An 18,968-nucleotide genomic window follows, 5' to 3' on the forward strand; every position below is an offset into this window, starting at 1 on the left:
TCCGCTTCACATAGCGTGTTTCTTCATGTTTTTCCATTAGGATACTTTTTGTGTATCGCTATTTCAGGACGGGACAAGTCCAAAATAAAAAAGCATCCTTCAAAAAAAAGGATGCTTTTTTATTTTCATCTTGTCTAGTTCTGAAATAACGATACACAAACGCCTGCTTACAAAACCTAAACACCTCGTCTAGAAAGTGTTTTAAATCTTATTTATTCGCTTTTTTTATAATTCTTAGTTGTAAAAAAATTGATTGTCCCAAAATACATCATTATTAAAAGGTTTTATATACAAAGCCTGAAGTAAAACAACTACTTGTAAAACAAATGCTAAATCCTAATTAATAATGAAAAATAATAACAAAAATTTAGGTTGTAAAATTATATATCAATTAAAAATTTAAATACTTTTGCACTCTTAACTTAACTAATTAATAATGAAAAAAATAATTTTATTACTTTCGGCTGCTGTTGTTTTACTATCTTGTAGCAAAGTTGGCAAAGATGAATACATCATTTCGGGGACTGCAACAGGAATTGAAAATGGTAAAACAATTATCTTAGAAACACAAGATGCAAATGGCATGGGACTGATTGCTAAGGATACCGTAAAAGTTGAAAACGGTAAATTTGAGATGAAAGGAATTATTACAGAGCCATCGTTTTATACAATCCAATTAGAAGGGGCTCAGGCTAAAATACCTTTCATATTAGAAAATGGAGAAGTAACGATTGCCATAAATAAAGACAGTATTCAAAAATCTAAAGTTTCAGGAACGTATAACAATGACGAATACGCAACCTTCAACGAGGAAATCACTAAAGTTCAAAAGAAACTAATGGATTTCCAAAACAAAAACATGCAAGCAATGGAAGCTGCTCAACAAAGTAAGGACACCATTGTGATCAATAATTTGATGCAGGAATTTTCTAAACTTCAAGAAGAAGTTGGTATTGCTTCAAAAGCAAAGTATTTAGCGTATGCTGAAACACATCCTAAATCTTTTATTTCAGCGCTAATCATCCAAGGAATGTTAAACGATCCTAGTGCTGATGTTGCAAAATCTGAAAAGTTATACAACAGTTTAGAAGAAGCATTGAAAAAAACAAAGCCTGGAATTGCTATCAAAACCAGACTAGCTGAAATGAAAGCACCGGCTGCTGTAGGCGCTACCGCTCCAGCTACTGCTCCAACTACTGATGGTAAATGAAGAGCAGATTTTTCAGGTCCTAATCCTCAAGGGAAAATAATTTCTCTGAAAGAAAGTTTAGGAAAAGTAACAATAGTTGATTTTTGGGCTTCATGGTGTGCGCCGTGTCGTCAAGAAAATCCAAATGTTGTAGAAATTTATAAAGAGTTACACAGTAAGGGTCTTAATATTATTGGTGTTTCTTTAGATAAAGATGCCAAAGCCTGGAAAGAAGCCATTGCTAAAGACAAGTTGACCTGGAATCAGGTTTCAAATTTGAAATTTTGGGACGAACCAATTGCTGCTTTGTATAAAGTAGAATCTATACCTGCCACTTTTATCCTGGATGCATCCGGAAATGTTGTGGCTAAAGATTTAAGAGGAGATGCACTTAGAGCCAAAATAATTGAGCTTTTAGAACAATAAACATTTTATATCGTACAAATAAAAAAAATCTCCCTAGTGGAGATTTTTTTATTTTATTCAATACCAATGCTTTAAAAATAATAGTAAAATTAAGTACTAATATAGTTTGGAAACTTGAAAACAGTTTTTATATTTGCATCCAGTTAGCACAATAAGCACTTCTTATTGAGTCTTGGGGAGATACTCAAGCGGCCAACGAGGGCAGACTGTAAATCTGCTGTGTAAACTTCGCAGGTTCGAATCCTGCTCTCCCCACAAAACTCTTCAAGCGATTGAAGAGTTTTTTTTGTATACTACTTTGAGAATTAATCCAAAAAAATCCCAAGTAAATTGATGTTTTGAACGGAATTTTTTAATACTTGTAACTTCTTTTATTCTAAAATAAAACTTACCATTACATTAGCCGTAATATTGATTTCGCCAATCGCCATCGTTTGTCTTGAATCGCTAGTATCGCTCATTTCCATTTTCATGGCAGCATACATTGGTTGTGGGCTATAATTTTGTGAATTATCTGATATGATCATGGCACGTCCTACTTTTTGCCCTAATACTGAAACATAGTCTTCTGCTTTTAATTTAGCCTCTTTCATAGCTAATTTTCTAGCCTCAGATTGATATTGGGCCAACTTAGAAGATTCAAACACAACAGTATCAATTCTATTAATCCCTTCGTCAACTAAACCTTCCATCAATTCATCATATTTTGATAAATCCTTTAATACAATTTCGATTGTTTGTGTTGCATTATAGCTGTGTTTCTTTTTTTCGTAATCGTATTGTGGGTTCAACGAAACACGTTGCGTTTTATAATCGGCAGGAGCCAAGTTCATTTTTTTGATGAACTTAAGCACAGCTTCAATCTTTTGATCATTTTGCTTTTTGACGTCTTTGGCATTATTTCCTTTTGTTTCAACAGTCACCGTTATACTTGCTTGATCCGGAATAACCTTTACTTTTCCTTCGCCACTTACGCTTATTTGAGAAACTTGTTTGATTTCTTGCCCGTAGGACACTGAAATAAATAAAATAGACAAGATTAATAGTGCTTTTTTCATTTTTTTATTATTTAATCGTTTGTGTTATCTTCTTTTCAAAAGTTGTGCCATTATAATTTCCCCATTTTTGCCATTACGAACAGAATAATTATAGGAATGGCTAATAAAACTGCCATAAAAGCATGATCCACTAATAACTGTGGCTCGTTGACAAGTGTAATCAAATAACCGCCAACAGCGCCTCCAAAATGGGCGGTATGACCTATGTTATCATTCTTAGCTTTCATTCCGTAGATTGAATATAATAAATATAGGATTCCAAAGATATAAGCAGGCATTGGGATGATAAAAAAGATTCCCAACATCATGTCTGGCTGTAACAATATGGCCGAATATAAAACTCCAGTTACGGCTCCAGAAGCACCTACAGCTCTATACCCATAATCATTTTTATGAAACAATACCGTCAATAAACTTCCAAAAATTAAACTTCCAAAATACACTAGTATAAATGAAAAACGCCCTAAATAACTGATGACTACCGGGGCAAAAAACCATAGTGTCAACATATTAAAAATCAAATGAGTCATATCTGCGTGAAGAAAACCAGACGATAACAGCCGTATTTGTTCGCCTGTACGAATACTTCCAATATGGAATTCATATTTTCTAAAAAAAGAAAGGTCATTAAAACCTTTGTAACTAATCAAAACATTTACAACAATTATTGCTATTAAAATGGTATTCATAAAATATGTTTATTGTGAATTGTAAAGATAGTCTTTCTCAAATACCATTTTGTATGCGGTCCAAATTTATATCAATCTATATTTTTGCCTTATATTTGTCAAAAAAATCACGGCATGCAATTTCTTATTTTTATCTTCATCTTTCCCTTTTTGTGGGTCATTTCTATTCTTCCTTTTCGGATTTTATACTGGTTTTCAGATTGTATCTATTTGATTGTTTATTATATTATAGGATATCGAAAAAAAACAGTTAGAGAAAATTTAGCCCTTACTTTTCCTAATCTGAGTTACAGAGAGCGTCTTATTGTCGAAAAAAAATCCTATCATCATTTGTGTGATATGTTCCTAGAAATGATAAAAACCATGACTATTTCAGCTACTGAAATGAACCGAAGATTTATAATTACAAATATTGAACTAGTCAAAGAATATGAGGATAAAGGGAAAAGCGCTGTATTATTAGCCTCCCATTACGCAAGTTGGGAATGGTTATTATCTGTGAATGAAAAAACAATATTTAGAGGAATAGGCGTTTATAAAAAAATTGCCAATAAATACTTTGATAAATTACTACGAGATATTCGATCCAAATACAATGCAGAATTAGTCGAAACGAAAAGAGCGATCCCGTTGATGGCAGAAAATCAACAAAAAGAAATATTATGCATGTATGGCTTAGCCAGTGACCAATCTCCAAAACTAGATAGAGCCTTTCACTGGGATACATTTATGGGTATTGAAGTACCAGTGCATACCGGTGCTGAAATGCTGGCCAAACGGTACGATCTCAATGTCCTTTTTGTAAAAGTAAAGAAAGTAAAAAGAGGATTTTATGAGGCTACTTTTGTCCCTATAACAGATGATCCAAAATCCATTCCCGATTTTGAAATCACTAGTACTTTTTTACGGGAAGTAGAAAAACAAATTCAGGAAGCTCCTCAATATTATTTCTGGACTCATAAACGATGGAAACACAAACGGTAGTAATCCGTATTCAGAAAAAAATCACACATTAGAAACAATAGCGTTTATTATATGTGATTTTTTTAGTTTCTTAAAACAGCAACTTTTATATAGAAAACCATTTTTTTACCAATTCATCTTCTAAATAAGGTGTGTTTTTATTTACAAACTCATTTGTGGCCGAATTATAATCATAATCCAAAGCCCAGATTTTATGCTTTTCAGCCAATGCTTTTATTGCGTTACACACAAATTCAATTTCAGCATTTGTAGATGTAGGATGAATAGACATTCTGATCCAACCTGGTTTTCTGATTAAATCCCCCAGAGTAATTTCGTCAATTAATTTGTGTGAGGTTTCCTGATCCACATGCAATAAAAAATGTCCGTATGTTCCGGCACAACTACACCCGCCACGAGTTTGTATTCCAAATTTATCATTCAATAACTTTACCCCTAAATTAAAATGTAATTCTTCTATAAAAAAAGAAATAACCCCTAACCTGTCGTGATGCTGCCCTGCAAGGATTTTAATATTAGAAACCGCTCCTATCTCTGAGAAAATATAATCTACAATTTCATGTTCTCTCTTCAAGATATTCTCAATTCCCATTTGCTCTTTCAATTGAACCGCCAGTGCAATTTTTATAACCTGAAGAAAGCCAGGAGTTCCTCCATCTTCTCGATCTTCAATATTATCAATATACTTGTGCTCTCCCCAAGGATTGGTCCAGCTTACCGTTCCTCCGCCAGGATTATCAGGTATTAAATTTTGATATAGCTTTTTATTAAAAATTAACACTCCGGAGGTTCCAGGTCCTCCTAAAAATTTATGAGGCGAAAAAAAAATGGCATCCAATTGACTTTCAATGTCTTCCGGATGCATATCAATTTTTACATATGGTCCAGAACAAGCAAAATCAACAAAACAAAGTCCGTTGTTTTGATGCATTCTTTTTGCCACTTCATGATACGGTGTTTTAATTCCCGTTACGTTTGAGCAAGAAGTTATTGACGCTATTTTGAAAGGTCGCTCTTTGTACTTTTTCAATGCTAATTCTAAATTCTCCATACTGAACAATCCGTCTTCGGTAGAAGGAATTACTACAACATCAGCAATAGTTTCTAGCCAAGAAGTTTGATTACTATGGTGTTCCATGTGAGAAATAAAAACAACTGGTCTTTTTTCGGGAGGGATGGTAATAAAATCTTTCAGGTTTTCGGGTACTTTTAAACCTAGAATTCGTTGAAATTTATTGACTACACCCGTCATTCCTGTTCCATCAGTAATCAAAATATCATCACTACTCGCATGCACATGGTGTTTGATAATATGGCGTGCTTGATGGTATGCTTTCGTCATGGCAGTTCCTGAAACGGTAGTTTCAGTATGCGTATTGGCCACAAAAGGGCCAAACTCATTCATTAATTTTTCTTCAATAGGACGATACAAACGACCACTGGCGGTCCAATCCGTGTATATAATTTTTTTTGGTCCGTAAGGTGACTCAAATTCTTGATCAATTCCAATTATATTCTTACGAAACTGTTGAAAATATTGTTCTAATTGGGTGGATACTTCTTTAGTTATCATAGAATTCCTGATTTAAGCTCAAAGATATTATTTTTTTATAGAAAAATAGATTTTCAGTTTATGGAAACTGAATTCTATTTTTTTAATCTTCTATTAAATGTAAAGTAGCCGACAAAGTTTAATTTTCATTCCTTGTACATTTGAATAATCAATAACAAATCCTGATTATGAAAAAAATTTTTATACTCCCCGTATTTATTTTACTGCTCTCCTGCGAAGTGGAAGGAGATTTGACGCGTGATCCAGCTATACAAGCCTCACTTCCTGAAAATAGTATCTCGGCATTTAATGGAGATTTTATGCCTACATCGGGTATTAAGGTTTCTGGTTCGGCCAAAGTGTATTTGAATACGAATCAAAATGAAGTGCGCTTGGACAATTTTAGTATTTCCAATGGTCCGGATTTAAAAGTATATCTATCTAAAACCGCGTCTCCTTCAGATTTTGTGAATTTAGGAAATTTAACCTCTTCAACAGTATATGTAATTCCTCCTCAAGTAAAAATTAGTGATTATAAATATGTGCTGATTCATTGTCAGCAATACAGTCATCTTTTTGCAGTAGCGCAATTGTCTCAAAATTAAATTTCTATCTATGAAAAGAACAATAATAATTGCACTCGTTGGGTTGTTTTCAGGCTTTAGTTCTTATTCTCAAGGATGCAGTGATGCAGGAATTTGTTCGATAGGAAACAGCTTTCAAAACTCAAAAACTGATTTCAAAAACGGTATCGAAATAGGAAATATTTTTGGCACCGGAGAAGCAGATGTAACTTATTTTTCATCCTATCTTACCTACACCAGAGCAATAAACGAACGCTTTTCACTCAGTTCTAAAATCACTTATTCTGTAGCAAACGGCAGTTTTGGACAACGTGGTGCTTTTGGTGATGGCTATTTCATAGGCAACTATAACTGGAAAACTAAAACTACCGCAAAATGGAGCACTCTTATGGGTTTTAAAATACCTTTTACGAGTTCCAATCTAAAAATAAATGAATTTTCGCTTCCGTTAGACTACCAATCCAGTCTGGGAACTTTTGACCTTATTTTGGGTTTGAATCTTACTTATAAAAAATGGGATTTCAATACCGGGATACAGATTCCTGTTTTTAATAATAACAGAAACTCTTATTTTAAGGAGTTTTCAGATACGGATGATTTCCCGTCTACTAATTTATTTGAAAGAAAATCAGATGCTCTATTTAGAACTACCTACACCATTCAGCCCGCTAATACTAAATTTACATTCAAACCTAATGTATTATTTCTTTATCATTTAGGCGAGGATAGTTTCGAAAATGCTTTTGGAAAAAGAGAAACCATACAAAATTCTGATGGACTCACCATCAATGGAAATTTGATTGGTTCCTATGCTATTAATGCTAAAAATAGTATCGAATTATCATTGGCTACCCCTTTTGTAATTCGGGAAGTAAGACCCGATGGACTTACAAGAGGTTTTACTGCCGGACTCATCTACAAAGTTTTGTTCTAAAAACGGTTGTCGTAAAGCCCTTTTCGTAAAATTTATTCAGAGTAAAAAACAAAAAATGCCCAATAGATATTGGGCATTTTTTGTTTTTTTTTCTATAAATCAAATCCTAACGAAAACTGCAGTACTCGATTTTGTGCTTTTCCTTCCTCATAGATATCGCCCTTGCCTAAGTGATAGCGTACTCCTAAACTTATTCCGGAATCCGTTTTAAAACCTGCTCCAAAATTGATTCCCCAGTCAAAATTATTAGGTTCAAATTCTTGATTAGTATCAAATAAACTAAACCCACTGTTAAACTCCTCTCTGTGCGAAACAGCCAATCCAATTTGAGGCCCCACTTCTAAAAAGAAATTTCTAGAAGGATAGGCTTTAAGCATCAATGGCAGGTTGATATAATTTAGCTTTTGTGTAAATGTCCCGCTACTATTCGTAATTACATACCCTTGTTGGGAATACAACAATTCTGGCTGAACAGAAAAACTATTGCTTATAAACGACTCTCCATAAACCCCCACATGAAAGCTATGACGTTGAGCTGTTTCAGCATTTCCGTCAAATTGTACTGAGGATAAACTATACCCTCCTTTTATTCCTCCAAAAGATTTATTATTCGAGTTATTTTGGGCATTCACAGCGAGTGTCATACCAAAAAGCATCACGAGTATTAATTTTTGTTTTTTCATCGATAGTGTTTTTAATGTATCCTATTATTTTCCCCCGTTAGCTCTTAGATCTGCAATACATTGTGCATCCAATTGTGGTGCTGTACCTCCTGAGACCATCTCTCCAATACCACTACCTGTTTCTGCAGACCAAAACATTAAACACGTTTTTATATTACAATGCTTTGGGTGTTCCCCATCTTCATGGTTGCTTTGCAGTGCCGTTCCTAAGTTTGTTAAGCCAAAAATATGTCCAAATTCATGTGTTATGACAGTTGTTTCTAATACGCTTCTGCTGGGTTTAAAAGTGCTGTTGCTTAACCCATGAATTGTTTGTTCATAAATAACAAATGAAGTATTTCTATACGCCGTTCCTAAAACAACTCCGCTGCTTGTATTTCTAGCTGATTCTCCATCTGCAAAAAAGGCCCAAACGGCAATTTCATTTGAGGTATTGTATTTTGTTCGGTTTGTTTCTTCAATTGCTACAATTTCCTCATTGGTATACGGAGAAGTCCCTGGTGACGGGATCGATCTCAATACAATATTAATCCCATTGGGCTTATGCGTTCGTGCTTCCAGAAAAGCTACAAAATTATTTATTGCTATACTGGTTGGCTGAAAACCAGCAACATAAACCACTTCAATAACCATACTTTTAAACTTTTTATCTGATAATAAATCGTTTGCAGAACTACCTGTGGACTGTTTATTAGTAATGGGATCAACAGTCTCAATTTCTTCTGTTACATCATTTTCTTTTGAACAGGATACCAATAAGGCAAAACCTACGCACAGGATTACAAGTACTTTTTTCATTATTATCTATTTATATTAAAGTTTATTATTAAAAAACAGCTGCCTAAAAAGACAACTGTTTTTTGAGAAATTAAAAAAATTAAACCCAACTTAAAAGTCTAATTTATATTTGTTTCAAAACTAATGTCGCCGCTGCATTAGTTGAACTTTGTAATGATATCGTTGTTGCATTAAAAGAAGTTACTTTCCAATCATTATTCAATAAGCTAAAAGAAGCGTTACTTGTAAAATTTAATTTAAGAAAGACTTCTATTTGTGAGCTTACAGCGTACGTACCATTTACAGTTGAATTTAAATTATTTACCGCTTTTACACTCCAATCATTTGCAAAATCTATTGTAAAATCTTTGTAATTAGTTGCTGAATTTACTCCAGAACTTACAAATGATTCTACTTTGAATTTGCCGTTTACCATAATGGTTTCTAATTTTTTTGAATTTTGAGCTGCTTCGTCTTTAGTTGCTTCTGTTTTAAGAGACGCCACAATAGTAGCTTGCAATTCTGCATCACTAGAAATTGTAGTTTTTGAACCATCACTGGTTGTAACTGACATTGGATAATTTACTGAAAACAATTCCGTACTACTAATATTAGTCATATACGTATATAATTGCTGTTCGGATGTGATAACAACGCTTCCCGTTTGTTGAACACTTAAATTATAGGTCAAAATAGTAATTGGAAAACTAATATTTACTGACGAAATAGCATTCTGACCAGATGATTGTGCGGAGGAACAAGCATTAATTATAGCATTATACTCTGTTTGGTTACTTACATTAACCTCTGTATAATTACTTAATTTAACTTTTAAAGGAAATTGTAATACTACAGAATCCTGATCATTATTATACTGTCCAAGGATAGAAATGACTTGTTGATAATTGACTTGGCTAAAAAGAGTAACTTGCGTTCCATTTACTCTAGCTGAAGCTGGCAGGATAATAGAAGAACAAGAGGTGCCGTCTAAAAAATCATCCGATGATCCGTCATACATAGAGGTACGTTTCAGATTGTTTGCTGTAGTTGAGTTTGCCGCATTTGTATTTGGATTTTGTCCTTGCTCGTTATCCACTTCACTTTGACAAGATGCAAATCCGAATAGAGTCATTAATGCTATTCCAGTAATCGTTTTTAATTTTTTCATAACGTTCAAATTTAATATATTTTTGTTTGTAGAGGCGCTGTTTTTGACACCTTTCTTTTAGTAAGACAACTACATTCCGTTTTACCCTATTCTATTTTTAAAAAAAAATATAAATTTTTATCAAAAAAATTCATAAATAACTATACAACAGCATTATACGATTTTATATTTTTTTTAAGTAAAAATCAATTCGAATTAACCTGACTGCTTTTTGAAAAAAAAATTACATTTACAATCTACAATAAATGAATCCCTTTTAAATGGACGACCAAAAAAGTACACTTTGCGAAGAAAAACACTTTAGAGACTTTTACTTAAAGCAAGTACAATCAGCAACTAATTTTGCCTATTATAAATGTGGTAATACTGATACTGCTTTAGATTTAGTTCAAGATGCTTTTACTAAAATTTGGGAGAATTGTGCCAAAATTGATTTCAGTAAAGTAAAGACTTATTTATTTACAACGATATCAAATTTATTTCTGAATACCATAAAACACCACAAAGTAGTATTGCAGTATGCGAAAGAAACACCAAATTTAGACACCAATAATCAAAATCCAGAATATTTATTTCAAGAAGAAGAGTTCAAACAAAAACTTACTAAAGCAATTGCATCCTTAAGTGAAGCGCAACGAGAAGTGTTTTTGATGAATCGAATCGATGGCAAAAAGTACCGTGAAATTGCTGAAATACTCGATATTTCTCAAAAAACTGTAGAAAAAAGAATGTCGGCTGCACTGCAACTATTAAAATCCCAGATAGAAAACCTATAAGTGGCCCTTTTACCGTAGGGTAATTTAAAAGTTAGTTGTCTTATACATATAGCGATATTAAAATGAAAAACGAAAAAGAAATATTAAAATGGTTGGACGATGCACTTTCAAGTACAGAAATTGAGGATTTAAAACAATCTGATGACTTGCAAACACTTGAGAAAATTGCTTATTATGCCTCTAAAATGGAAGCTCCACAAGTAGATGCTCAGGAAGCTTTTGCTGCATTTACTGCTAGAAATCAGTCTAAAAAGGAAACAAAAGTCAGAACCCTAAATTTTAAAACAGTGTTTAAAGTAGCTGCAGTTTTAGTGGTTTTATTGACGTCGTCTTATTTTTTGTTTTTTAATAACATTCAGACATTTGAGACCCAAATAGCACAAACAAAAACCTTTAACCTTCCTGATGATTCTGAAGTAATCTTAAATTCTGATTCAAAAATAACTTTTAACGACAAAAAATGGGCTGATCAAAGAGATTTAACTTTAGACGGAGAAGCCTTTTTTAAAGTCAAAAAAGGACAAACTTTTAGTGTGCGAACAGATGCGGGAATTATTACTGTCTTAGGAACACAATTTAATGTAAAAAAACGGAACAAATATTTTGAAGTAAATTGCTATGAAGGCTTAGTTAGCGTGTCCTACAAAAATCAAATCGTTAAATTGCCTCCTGGCAAAACATTCCGAATTATAAATGATGCCAGAGAAGGAGTTCAAGACTTAAATACAAAAAACCCTTCGTGGATTCAAGAAGAATCTAGTTTTGACCGTGTTCCTTTTAATCAGGTTATTGCAGAACTGGAGCGTCAATATGATCTAAAAATTAAAACACAAAATCTGGATACAACTAAGTTATTTACAGGCAGTTTTACACATAAAGATCAAAATATAGCCCTTCAGGCAATTACAATTCCACTTAAATTAAGTTATAAAATGGAAGGGAAAACCGTTATATTTTATAATTATGATGAAAAATAAAGGACTGATTTTGCTATTACTTTGTTTCGGGAGCTTATGCTATGGACAAAATTCATCAAAAAAAATTCCACTAACGGCTCTTATCCTTTCTGTAGAGAAACAATTTAATATTAAATTTTCGTATGCTGTAGAAGATGTAGCGGCTGTTTCAATTGAAAAACCTGAAACTACACTCACATTACCTCAGGTTATAGATTATCTTAATGCTAAAACAGTACTGAATTTTAAAGTTTTAGACAAGCGGTACATAACCGTTTCAGTCATCAATAAAACAATAGCTGTTTGCGGGACTGTCTTTGACCAAGAGAATAAGAGGCCACTTTCCGGTGCTTCTGTACTGGTAAAGAACACTTCCAGAAGCACCGTTACGACTGAAAACGGCACCTTTAAATTACAAAATATACCTCTGAATTCAACAATTATGCTATCCTATTTAGGGTATGAAATAAAAGAGGTCCCTGCTAAAGAACTGTTTTTATCCGGTACTAATTGTCTGGAAATTACTCTTACAGCAAAAAGCGAAACGCTGAACCAAGTGTTAATTAATGTGTATTTGACCCCTGGTTTGCAAAAGTTTTTAGACGGTAGTACCGTTTTAAACACAAAAAAATTTGGGATTCTTCCTGGACTTATTGAACCTGATATTTTACAATCTATACAAATACTCCCCGGAATTGAAAGTACCAATGAAAGCATTGCAAACATCAATGTTCGTGGTGGGACTAACGATCAGAACCTAGTCATTTGGGATAATATCAAAATGTACCATTCCGGTCATTTCTTCGGATTGATTTCTGCCTATAATCCAAATCTAACCGAAAAAGTGACTGTTAGCAAAAACGGAACTAGTGCGGAGTACAGTGATGGAGTTTCCAGCACCATTAACATGCAAACCAAAGACGTAGTGACGAACAAATTTTCCGGTGGTGCCGGCGTCAATCTCATCAGTGCCGATGCATTTCTTGCCATTCCGTTAGCTAAGGATCTAGAACTTCACCTCTCAGGACGCCGTTCTATCACAGATCTTTTCGATACACCAACTTATACTAATTATTTTGAAAGAAGTTTTCAGGACAGCGAAATCAATGCCGATAGCTCGGACAAGAATACTAATTCTGATTTTTACTTTTACGATTTTACCGCTAAATTACTTTTTGATTTAAATGATAAACACCAGTTTAGAGCCAATATTATTGGGATCAATAATGCTTTAGCCTACTCTGAGAGCAACGCTATTACGAACAATACCGAAACAAAAGCAAGTACCCTTTCTCAAAATAATATTGGTTACGGAGGAAACTGGAAAGCACAATGGACCTCAAAATGGAGTACCAACCTGATTACTTATTTTTCAAAATACAATATCGACGCCACTGATTATAGGGTAGAAACTGACCAACGACTCACAGAAACCAATGAAGTTCTGGAAACTGGCGTGAAACTAAATACCTATTATAAAGTAAATAAGCACCTAATCATTTTATCCGGGTACCAGTTTAATGAAACAGGAATGTTAAACGAAACTACCGTTAGTGCTCCGTCATATGAACGGACCAAAAAGGATGTGCTGTTAAATCACTCCCTGTTTTCTGAAGCGGAATACAACAACGCTAACACCTATTTTAGAGTTGGTATGCGTGTAAATTATTTTCAAAAATTTAATAAATTTTTGATTGAACCAAGAATAAATATCCGACAAAAATTATCAACTACTTTTGCTCTGAAACTAGAAGGAGAATTTAAAAATCAAACTACAGCACAAATAATTGATTTTGAAGATGATTTTCTTGGTGTTGAAAAAAGACGTTGGGTTTTAGTAAACAATCAAGATATCCCAATTGCAACAAGTAAACAAGGCTCTTTTGGAATCGAATTCAATCAAAAAAAATTAAATATTGAGCTTACTGGATTTTATAAATTGGTAAAGGGTATAACGGCTTCTAATCAGGGTTTCTATAATAGTTTTCAGTTTATTAATGCCAACGGCAGCTATACAGCAAAAGGAATTGAGTTTTTAGCCAATAAAACAGCTCGTAAATATAGTGCTTGGTTCAGTTACACCTATAGCATCAATGATTATGAATTTGCTGTTTTTACGCCTTCTATTTTTCCTAATATTGCGGATATAAGACATTCTTTTTCTATTGGGTTTTATTATGATATAATCAAAAATCTAAAAGTATCTGTTGGTGGAGTATGGCGAAACGGGCAACCGTACACAAAACCCATTCCAGGAAATGAAACCATACAAGACGGAAATGCCACAATGGTCAACTACGATTCCCCCAACAATGAAAATTTAGATAATTTCATGCGTTTAGACGCTTCCTTACAGTATAATTTCAACCTGTCTGAATCAATTAAAGCTTCGTTTACAGCCGGTGTAATCAATGCCTCCAATCAGGACAATGTCATCAATCGCTATTACAAAGTCAATCCAAATGATACTAATGATGCCATTCAAGTAGACAATAAGTCACTTGGCTTAACGCCAAATATAAGTTTCAGAGTAAATTTTTAAGGATTATTTTATTACCACCTAAGGTAGATTTTATAGCTTTATTTATAATGTGCTGATAAAAAAATTTAATCCAAATTACCATAAAAAACAGTGCATTAAAATGACCGAAAATAATTCAAGAAAACGACAAGCTAAATTACTCCGGATTTTTAGAAAATTACACAGAACAACTGGCGCTTTTTTATTCCTATTTTTCTTTATTGTTTCCGTGACAGGACTATTATTAGGTTGGAAAAAAAATAGTGGCGGACTACTGCAATCAAAATCTTATCAAGGTACTTCGGTGCAATTTAAAGACTGGCTTACTATTGATAGTTTGCATAAAAATGCTTGCAAAATTGTACACGATTCTATTTCAGCAGATAGTACTTTAGAACTAGAGCGCATTGAAATAAAAAAAGATAAAGGAATGGTAAAATTTATTTTTGCTGAGAATTATTGGGGAATTCAACTAGACGGAGCAACAGGAAAATTATTGCATATTGAAAGACGAAGATCTGATATTATTGAAAAAATACACGATGGATCAATTGTTGACGATTACTTCAAAACGGGTAGTGGTTTCTTCAAATTATTTTATACAACCGTCATGGGATTTGCACTTTTACTGTTTACAATCACAGGATTCTGGCTCTGGTATGGGCCTAAGAGGATGAAACGAAAATCATTAAGTGATAATTCAAGTAAATAATACTTTATTATTTTCTCTATTATTGCATAAATAATCATAATTATTCCTCTGCAATGTCATCTGCAAAGAAGACTAAAATAAAAGGTTACGCTTTAATTTAGTTCCAAGGACAGATCAAAAAAGCCTGTTTAATAATTCAACCAGGCCTTTTGTCCGTATTTATTTTAGATTTCTAAGATATTCCAGCCACTGCTTTTATTTCATCAATAATTCGAAGTGCCAAAGCATCTGCTTTCTCTTGTGAAGCAGCTTCGGTATAAATACGAATTATAGGCTCCGTATTCGATTTTCTAAGGTGAACCCAATTGTCAGCAAAGTCAATTTTTACACCGTCAATGGTTGTACTATCTTCGTTTTTGTATTTTTCCGTCATGGCAACAAGAATCGCATCTACATCAATTTGTGGCGTCAATTCGATTTTGTTTTTGCTCATATAATATTCCGGATACGAAGCACGCAAAGCCGAAACTGTCATTTTTTTGTTAGCCAAATGCGTTAAAAACAGCGCTACTCCCACTAAACTATCACGACCGTAATGCAGTTCCGGATAAATGATTCCGCCATTTCCTTCACCACCTATTACAGCATTATTCTTTTTCATCAACTCGACTACATTTACCTCACCCACCGCACTGGCTTCATAGCTTCCATTATGCAAATTAGTTACATCACGCAACGCACGGGAAGACGACATATTCGAAACCGTATTTCCTGGTGTTTTACTCAATACATAATCGGCGCAAGCCACCAAAGTATATTCTTCACCAAACATCTCTCCGTCTTCACAAATGAAAGCCAAACGATCCACATCAGGATCTACCACGATTCCTAAATCTGCTTTTTCTTTGACAACCAATTCTGATATATCAGTCAAATGCTCTTTCAACGGTTCGGGATTATGAGGAAAATGACCATTTGGTTCACAGTATAATTCGACTACTTCAACGCCCATTAATTCCAATAATCTTGGAATAATAATTCCTCCAGAAGAATTTACACCATCCACAACCACTTTAAATTTAGCTGCTTTTACTGCATCAACATCTACCAAAGGTAAATTCAACACTTCATCAATATGAATATCCATGTAGGCGTCGTTAATCATAATTTCTCCCAAATTATCCACATCTGAGAAATCGAAAGCTTCCTCTTCAGCAATTTCAAGAATTTTCAAGCCTTCTTCTCCATTCAGGAATTCTCCTTTTTCATTCAATAATTTCAAGGCATTCCATTGTTTTGGATTGTGAGAAGCGGTAAGGATAATGCCACCTTCAGCTTTTTCTAACGGAACAGCAACTTCAACCGTTGGCGTTGTTGATAGACCTAAATCAATCACGTCGATTCCTAAACCAATTAAAGTATTTACCACCAAATTGTGAATCATTGGTCCCGAAATACGGGCGTCACGACCTACAACAACAGTAATTTTTTCTTTTCCGATATATTTTTTTAACCAAGTTCCGTACGCCGCGGCAAATTTAACTGCATCAACAGGTGTCAGGTTATCCCCTACTTTACCGCCTATTGTCCCACGTATTCCCGATATTGATTTTATTAAAGTCATTGATTATTATTTTAAATTTTGAATTTTAAATTATAAATTGTTCACAAATATAATAATTGACAGTTTATAAAAGTCATTTAGAATTCAAAATTCATCTTTTAAATTCCTAAATTAGGCGAATGAATTTTTTAGCACACATCTATCTTTCCGGTGATAATGATTTAATCAAAATTGGCAATTTCATGGCCGATGGAATTCGTGGAAAACATTTTGAAAGTTTTCCTTTAGAAATTCAAAAAGGAATTATTCTGCATCGTGCCATAGACACTTTCACCGATGCGCATCCCCTTTTCAGACAAAGTACCAAAAAATTGCACGAAAAATACCATCATTATGCAGGTGTAATTGTTGATGTTTTTTACGACCATTTTTTGGCGAAAAACTGGACAAAGTATTCCGATGAAAAACTAGAGGACTTTGTGATACGATTTTACCAATCCTTGCATTATAATTATGAAATCTTGTCAGAACGAACCAAAGGACTAATGCCTATCATGATGGAAGAAAATTGGCTGGTGAGTTATCAAACAGTTGAAGGAATTGAGCATATTTTGACTCAAATGGACCATCGCACCAAAAATGAATCTAAAATGCGGTTTGCTACCAATGAGCTTTCAGAATTTTATTCGGAATTTGAAAAGGAGTTCACCCAATTCTTTGAAGAATTAATCTTATTTTCGAATAGTAAAAAACCCACTTTATGAAAAAAATAATGTTCCTGCTTTTACTTATCGTTTTAGGTTGCAAATTAAACGAAAAGACTATTCAACCAACAGGTTTAGTGACTTCTAAAGCGATGGTCGTTTCTGCTCGTGAAGAAGCGTCGCAAATTGGAGTTGAAATCATGAAAAAAGGCGGTAATGCTTTTGATGCTATGGTTGCCATGGAACTGGCTTTGGCGATTTCACATCCTCAGGCAGGAAATATTGGTGGTGGCGGTTTCATGGTTTTCAGAAAAGCCAATGGTGAAACAGGCGCTATCGATTACAGGGAAAAAGCGCCTTTGGCTGCATCTAAAGATATGTTTCTAGACAAAAAAGGAAATGTAATAGAAGGAAAAAGTACTGCGACTGCTTTGGCATCCGGAATTCCGGGTACCATTGCAGGAATATTTGAAGTGCACAAAAAATATGGCTCTTTACCCATCAGTGAAATTCTCAAACCTGTAATTGCTTTGGCAGAAAGAGGTGTTATTGTCACTAAATTTCAAGCCGAAAGTTTGGCGTATCACAGAGCCTCCTTTATAAAAAGTAATGGTAAGAACAGTTTATTTTCTAAAGTATATAAAGAAAATGATACTATAAAACACATCGCTTTGGCAGCAACATTAAAACGAATTGCTAAAAACGGACGAGATGAATTTTACAAAGGGGAAACTGCTCAAAAATTAGTTTCTTTTCTTGCTAAAAAAGGTGGAAATACCACCATTGAAGATTTTAATAGTTATAAAGCCAAGTGGCGAACTCCAATTACTTTTCAATATAAAAATTTAAAAATCACCTCGATGTCGCCTCCCAGCAGTGGTGGAATTTGTTTGAATCAAATCATGAAAATGATTGAGCCCTTCAACCTCTCGCAAATGGGACATAACAGCGGAAAAACAATTCAAGTCATTACTGAAGCAGAACGAAGAGCCTACGCGGACAGGAATTATTTCTTGGGTGATCCTGATTTTGTAAAACTTCCGGTAAAAGAATTAGTAAGTCCATTCTATTTAGAAAAAAGAATGGCTGATTTTTCATTTGATAAAGCTTCTAAATCTTCGGATATTGCCCACGGAGCAATCAAGGGATATGAAAGCAACCAAACCACACATTACTCTATTGTTGATGCCGCTGGGAATGCAGTTTCAGCAACAACTACTTTAAATGATAACTATGGTTCTAAAATATATTGTGACGAATTGGGTTTCTTTTTGAATAATCAAATGGATGATTTCAGTGCCAAACCGGGTGTTCCCAACTTATACGGACTCACTGGAAGTGAAGCCAACAGTATTGCTCCCGGAAAAAGAATGTTAAGTTCCATGACACCCACGATTGTCGAAAAAAACGGTACGCTTTTTATGGTTGTAGGTACACCGGGAGGCTCCACCATTATCACATCGGTGTTACAAACGATATTAAATGTGTATGAATTTGATATGAGCATGCAAGAAGCGGTAAACGCCCCACGTTTTCACCATCAATGGTTACCCGATGAAATTACTTTTGAACCCAATTCATTCGATACAGAATTATTGAATAATCTGAAGAAAAAAAGCTATTTAATCAATGAAAAAAACAAAGAAATCATTGGTGAAGTTGATGCAATTTTGGTTTTGCCAAATGGAAAATTAGAAGGTGGCGCAGACAAAAGAGGTGATAATAAAGCCGTTGGTTTTTAAATTTATACA

Annotated in this window: 17 protein-coding genes, 1 tRNA gene and 1 pseudogene; 12 read left to right on the forward strand and 7 right to left on the reverse strand. The window is 34.0% G+C overall.

The window, feature by feature from the left end:
- The first annotated feature begins 436 nt into the window (after window positions 1-436).
- From EKM00_RS13815 to EKM00_RS13825, 3 genes and pseudogenes are all read left to right on the forward strand, one after another.
- Entirely contained in the window at window positions 437-1,210 is a 774-nt protein-coding gene (locus EKM00_RS13815) for a DUF4369 domain-containing protein (RefSeq protein WP_126454923.1), read from the forward strand.
- An 18-nt stretch (window positions 1,211-1,228) separates the two neighbouring features.
- A pseudogene (locus EKM00_RS13820) lies at window positions 1,229-1,615 on the forward strand (TlpA family protein disulfide reductase); the annotation flags it as partial.
- Window positions 1,616-1,789: 174 nt separating this feature from the next.
- Window positions 1,790-1,870: transfer RNA gene (locus EKM00_RS13825), tRNA-Tyr, on the forward strand.
- Between the two features lie 116 nt (window positions 1,871-1,986).
- Here the strand turns inward: EKM00_RS13825 and EKM00_RS13830 are convergent.
- Together EKM00_RS13830 and EKM00_RS13835 are read right to left on the reverse strand one after the other, a co-directional pair.
- The gene (locus tag EKM00_RS13830) at window positions 1,987-2,673 is read right to left on the reverse strand and encodes an SIMPL domain-containing protein (RefSeq protein ID WP_126454919.1); all 687 of its coding nucleotides are present in this window, start codon (window positions 2,671-2,673) and stop codon (window positions 1,987-1,989) included.
- Between the two features lie 50 nt (window positions 2,674-2,723).
- On the reverse strand, window positions 2,724-3,362 hold the full coding sequence (locus EKM00_RS13835) for a rhomboid family intramembrane serine protease (RefSeq protein ID WP_126516577.1): 639 nt from the start codon (window positions 3,360-3,362) through the stop codon (window positions 2,724-2,726).
- A 114-nt stretch (window positions 3,363-3,476) separates the two neighbouring features.
- On the opposite strand from EKM00_RS13835, the gene EKM00_RS13840 reads away from it, so the two are divergent.
- Window positions 3,477-4,346 carry a lysophospholipid acyltransferase family protein gene (locus EKM00_RS13840; RefSeq protein WP_126516578.1) on the forward strand — a complete coding sequence of 290 codons (870 nt, stop codon included), beginning with the start codon at window positions 3,477-3,479 and terminating at the stop codon, window positions 4,344-4,346.
- Between the two features lie 85 nt (window positions 4,347-4,431).
- Here EKM00_RS13840 and EKM00_RS13845 read toward each other — a convergent pair whose 3' ends face one another.
- Entirely contained in the window at window positions 4,432-5,919 is a 1,488-nt protein-coding gene (locus tag EKM00_RS13845; protein ID WP_126516579.1) for an aminotransferase class V-fold PLP-dependent enzyme, read from the reverse strand.
- 167 nt (window positions 5,920-6,086) lie between these two features.
- On the opposite strand from EKM00_RS13845, the gene EKM00_RS13850 reads away from it, so the two are divergent.
- Entirely contained in the window at window positions 6,087-6,503 is a 417-nt protein-coding gene (locus tag EKM00_RS13850; protein ID WP_126454911.1) for a DM13 domain-containing protein, read from the forward strand.
- Window positions 6,504-6,513: 10 nt separating this feature from the next.
- Window positions 6,514-7,416 (forward strand): hypothetical protein, encoded by a 903-nt coding sequence (locus tag EKM00_RS13855; protein ID WP_126516580.1) that lies wholly within the window; start codon window positions 6,514-6,516, stop codon window positions 7,414-7,416.
- A gap of 92 nt (window positions 7,417-7,508) precedes the next feature.
- On the opposite strand, the gene EKM00_RS13860 is transcribed toward EKM00_RS13855, so the two are convergent.
- The 3 genes from EKM00_RS13860 to EKM00_RS13870 all read right to left on the reverse strand — a co-directional run bounded on the left by EKM00_RS13860 (window position 7,509) and on the right by EKM00_RS13870 (window position 10,044).
- Window positions 7,509-8,099, reverse strand: coding sequence for a porin family protein (locus tag EKM00_RS13860; RefSeq protein ID WP_126454907.1), 591 nt, complete (start codon window positions 8,097-8,099; stop codon window positions 7,509-7,511).
- 24 nt (window positions 8,100-8,123) lie between these two features.
- Entirely contained in the window at window positions 8,124-8,897 is a 774-nt protein-coding gene (locus tag EKM00_RS13865) for a membrane metalloprotease (RefSeq protein WP_126516581.1), read from the reverse strand.
- Window positions 8,898-9,000: 103 nt separating this feature from the next.
- Window positions 9,001-10,044 carry a hypothetical protein gene (locus tag EKM00_RS13870; RefSeq protein ID WP_126454903.1) on the reverse strand — a complete coding sequence of 348 codons (1,044 nt, stop codon included), beginning with the start codon at window positions 10,042-10,044 and terminating at the stop codon, window positions 9,001-9,003.
- A 260-nt stretch (window positions 10,045-10,304) separates the two neighbouring features.
- On the opposite strand from EKM00_RS13870, the gene EKM00_RS13875 reads away from it, so the two are divergent.
- From EKM00_RS13875 to EKM00_RS13890, 4 genes are all read left to right on the forward strand, one after another.
- Window positions 10,305-10,820, forward strand: a complete 516-nt coding sequence (locus tag EKM00_RS13875) for an RNA polymerase sigma factor (protein WP_126454901.1) — start codon at window positions 10,305-10,307, stop codon at window positions 10,818-10,820.
- 62 nt (window positions 10,821-10,882) lie between these two features.
- Window positions 10,883-11,797: a FecR family protein gene (locus tag EKM00_RS13880; protein ID WP_126516582.1), complete on the forward strand. Its 915-nt coding sequence runs from the start codon at window positions 10,883-10,885 to the stop codon at window positions 11,795-11,797.
- A complete protein-coding gene (locus EKM00_RS13885; RefSeq protein WP_126516583.1) occupies window positions 11,784-14,318 on the forward strand; it encodes a TonB-dependent receptor in 2,535 nt (844 codons plus the stop codon). The genes EKM00_RS13880 and EKM00_RS13885 overlap by 14 nt, the downstream gene beginning before the upstream one ends.
- Window positions 14,319-14,418: 100 nt before the next feature.
- Window positions 14,419-15,009, forward strand: a complete 591-nt coding sequence (locus EKM00_RS13890) for a PepSY-associated TM helix domain-containing protein (RefSeq protein WP_126516584.1) — start codon at window positions 14,419-14,421, stop codon at window positions 15,007-15,009.
- 172 nt (window positions 15,010-15,181) lie between these two features.
- On the opposite strand, the gene glmM is transcribed toward EKM00_RS13890, so the two are convergent.
- On the reverse strand, window positions 15,182-16,573 hold the full coding sequence (glmM, locus tag EKM00_RS13895) for a phosphoglucosamine mutase (protein WP_126516585.1): 1,392 nt from the start codon (window positions 16,571-16,573) through the stop codon (window positions 15,182-15,184).
- A 119-nt stretch (window positions 16,574-16,692) separates the two neighbouring features.
- On the opposite strand from glmM, the gene EKM00_RS13900 reads away from it, so the two are divergent.
- Entirely contained in the window at window positions 16,693-17,277 is a 585-nt protein-coding gene (locus EKM00_RS13900; RefSeq protein ID WP_126516586.1) for an acyl carrier protein phosphodiesterase, read from the forward strand.
- Window positions 17,274-18,959, forward strand: coding sequence for a gamma-glutamyltransferase (gene ggt, locus EKM00_RS13905; RefSeq protein WP_126516587.1), 1,686 nt, complete (start codon window positions 17,274-17,276; stop codon window positions 18,957-18,959). The genes EKM00_RS13900 and ggt overlap by 4 nt, the downstream gene beginning before the upstream one ends.
- Window positions 18,960-18,968: the final 9 nt, after the last annotated feature.

Source organism: Flavobacterium sp. RSP15, assembly GCF_003968755.1.
In the GTDB taxonomy this organism is placed as follows: Bacteria; Bacteroidota; Bacteroidia; order Flavobacteriales; family Flavobacteriaceae; genus Flavobacterium.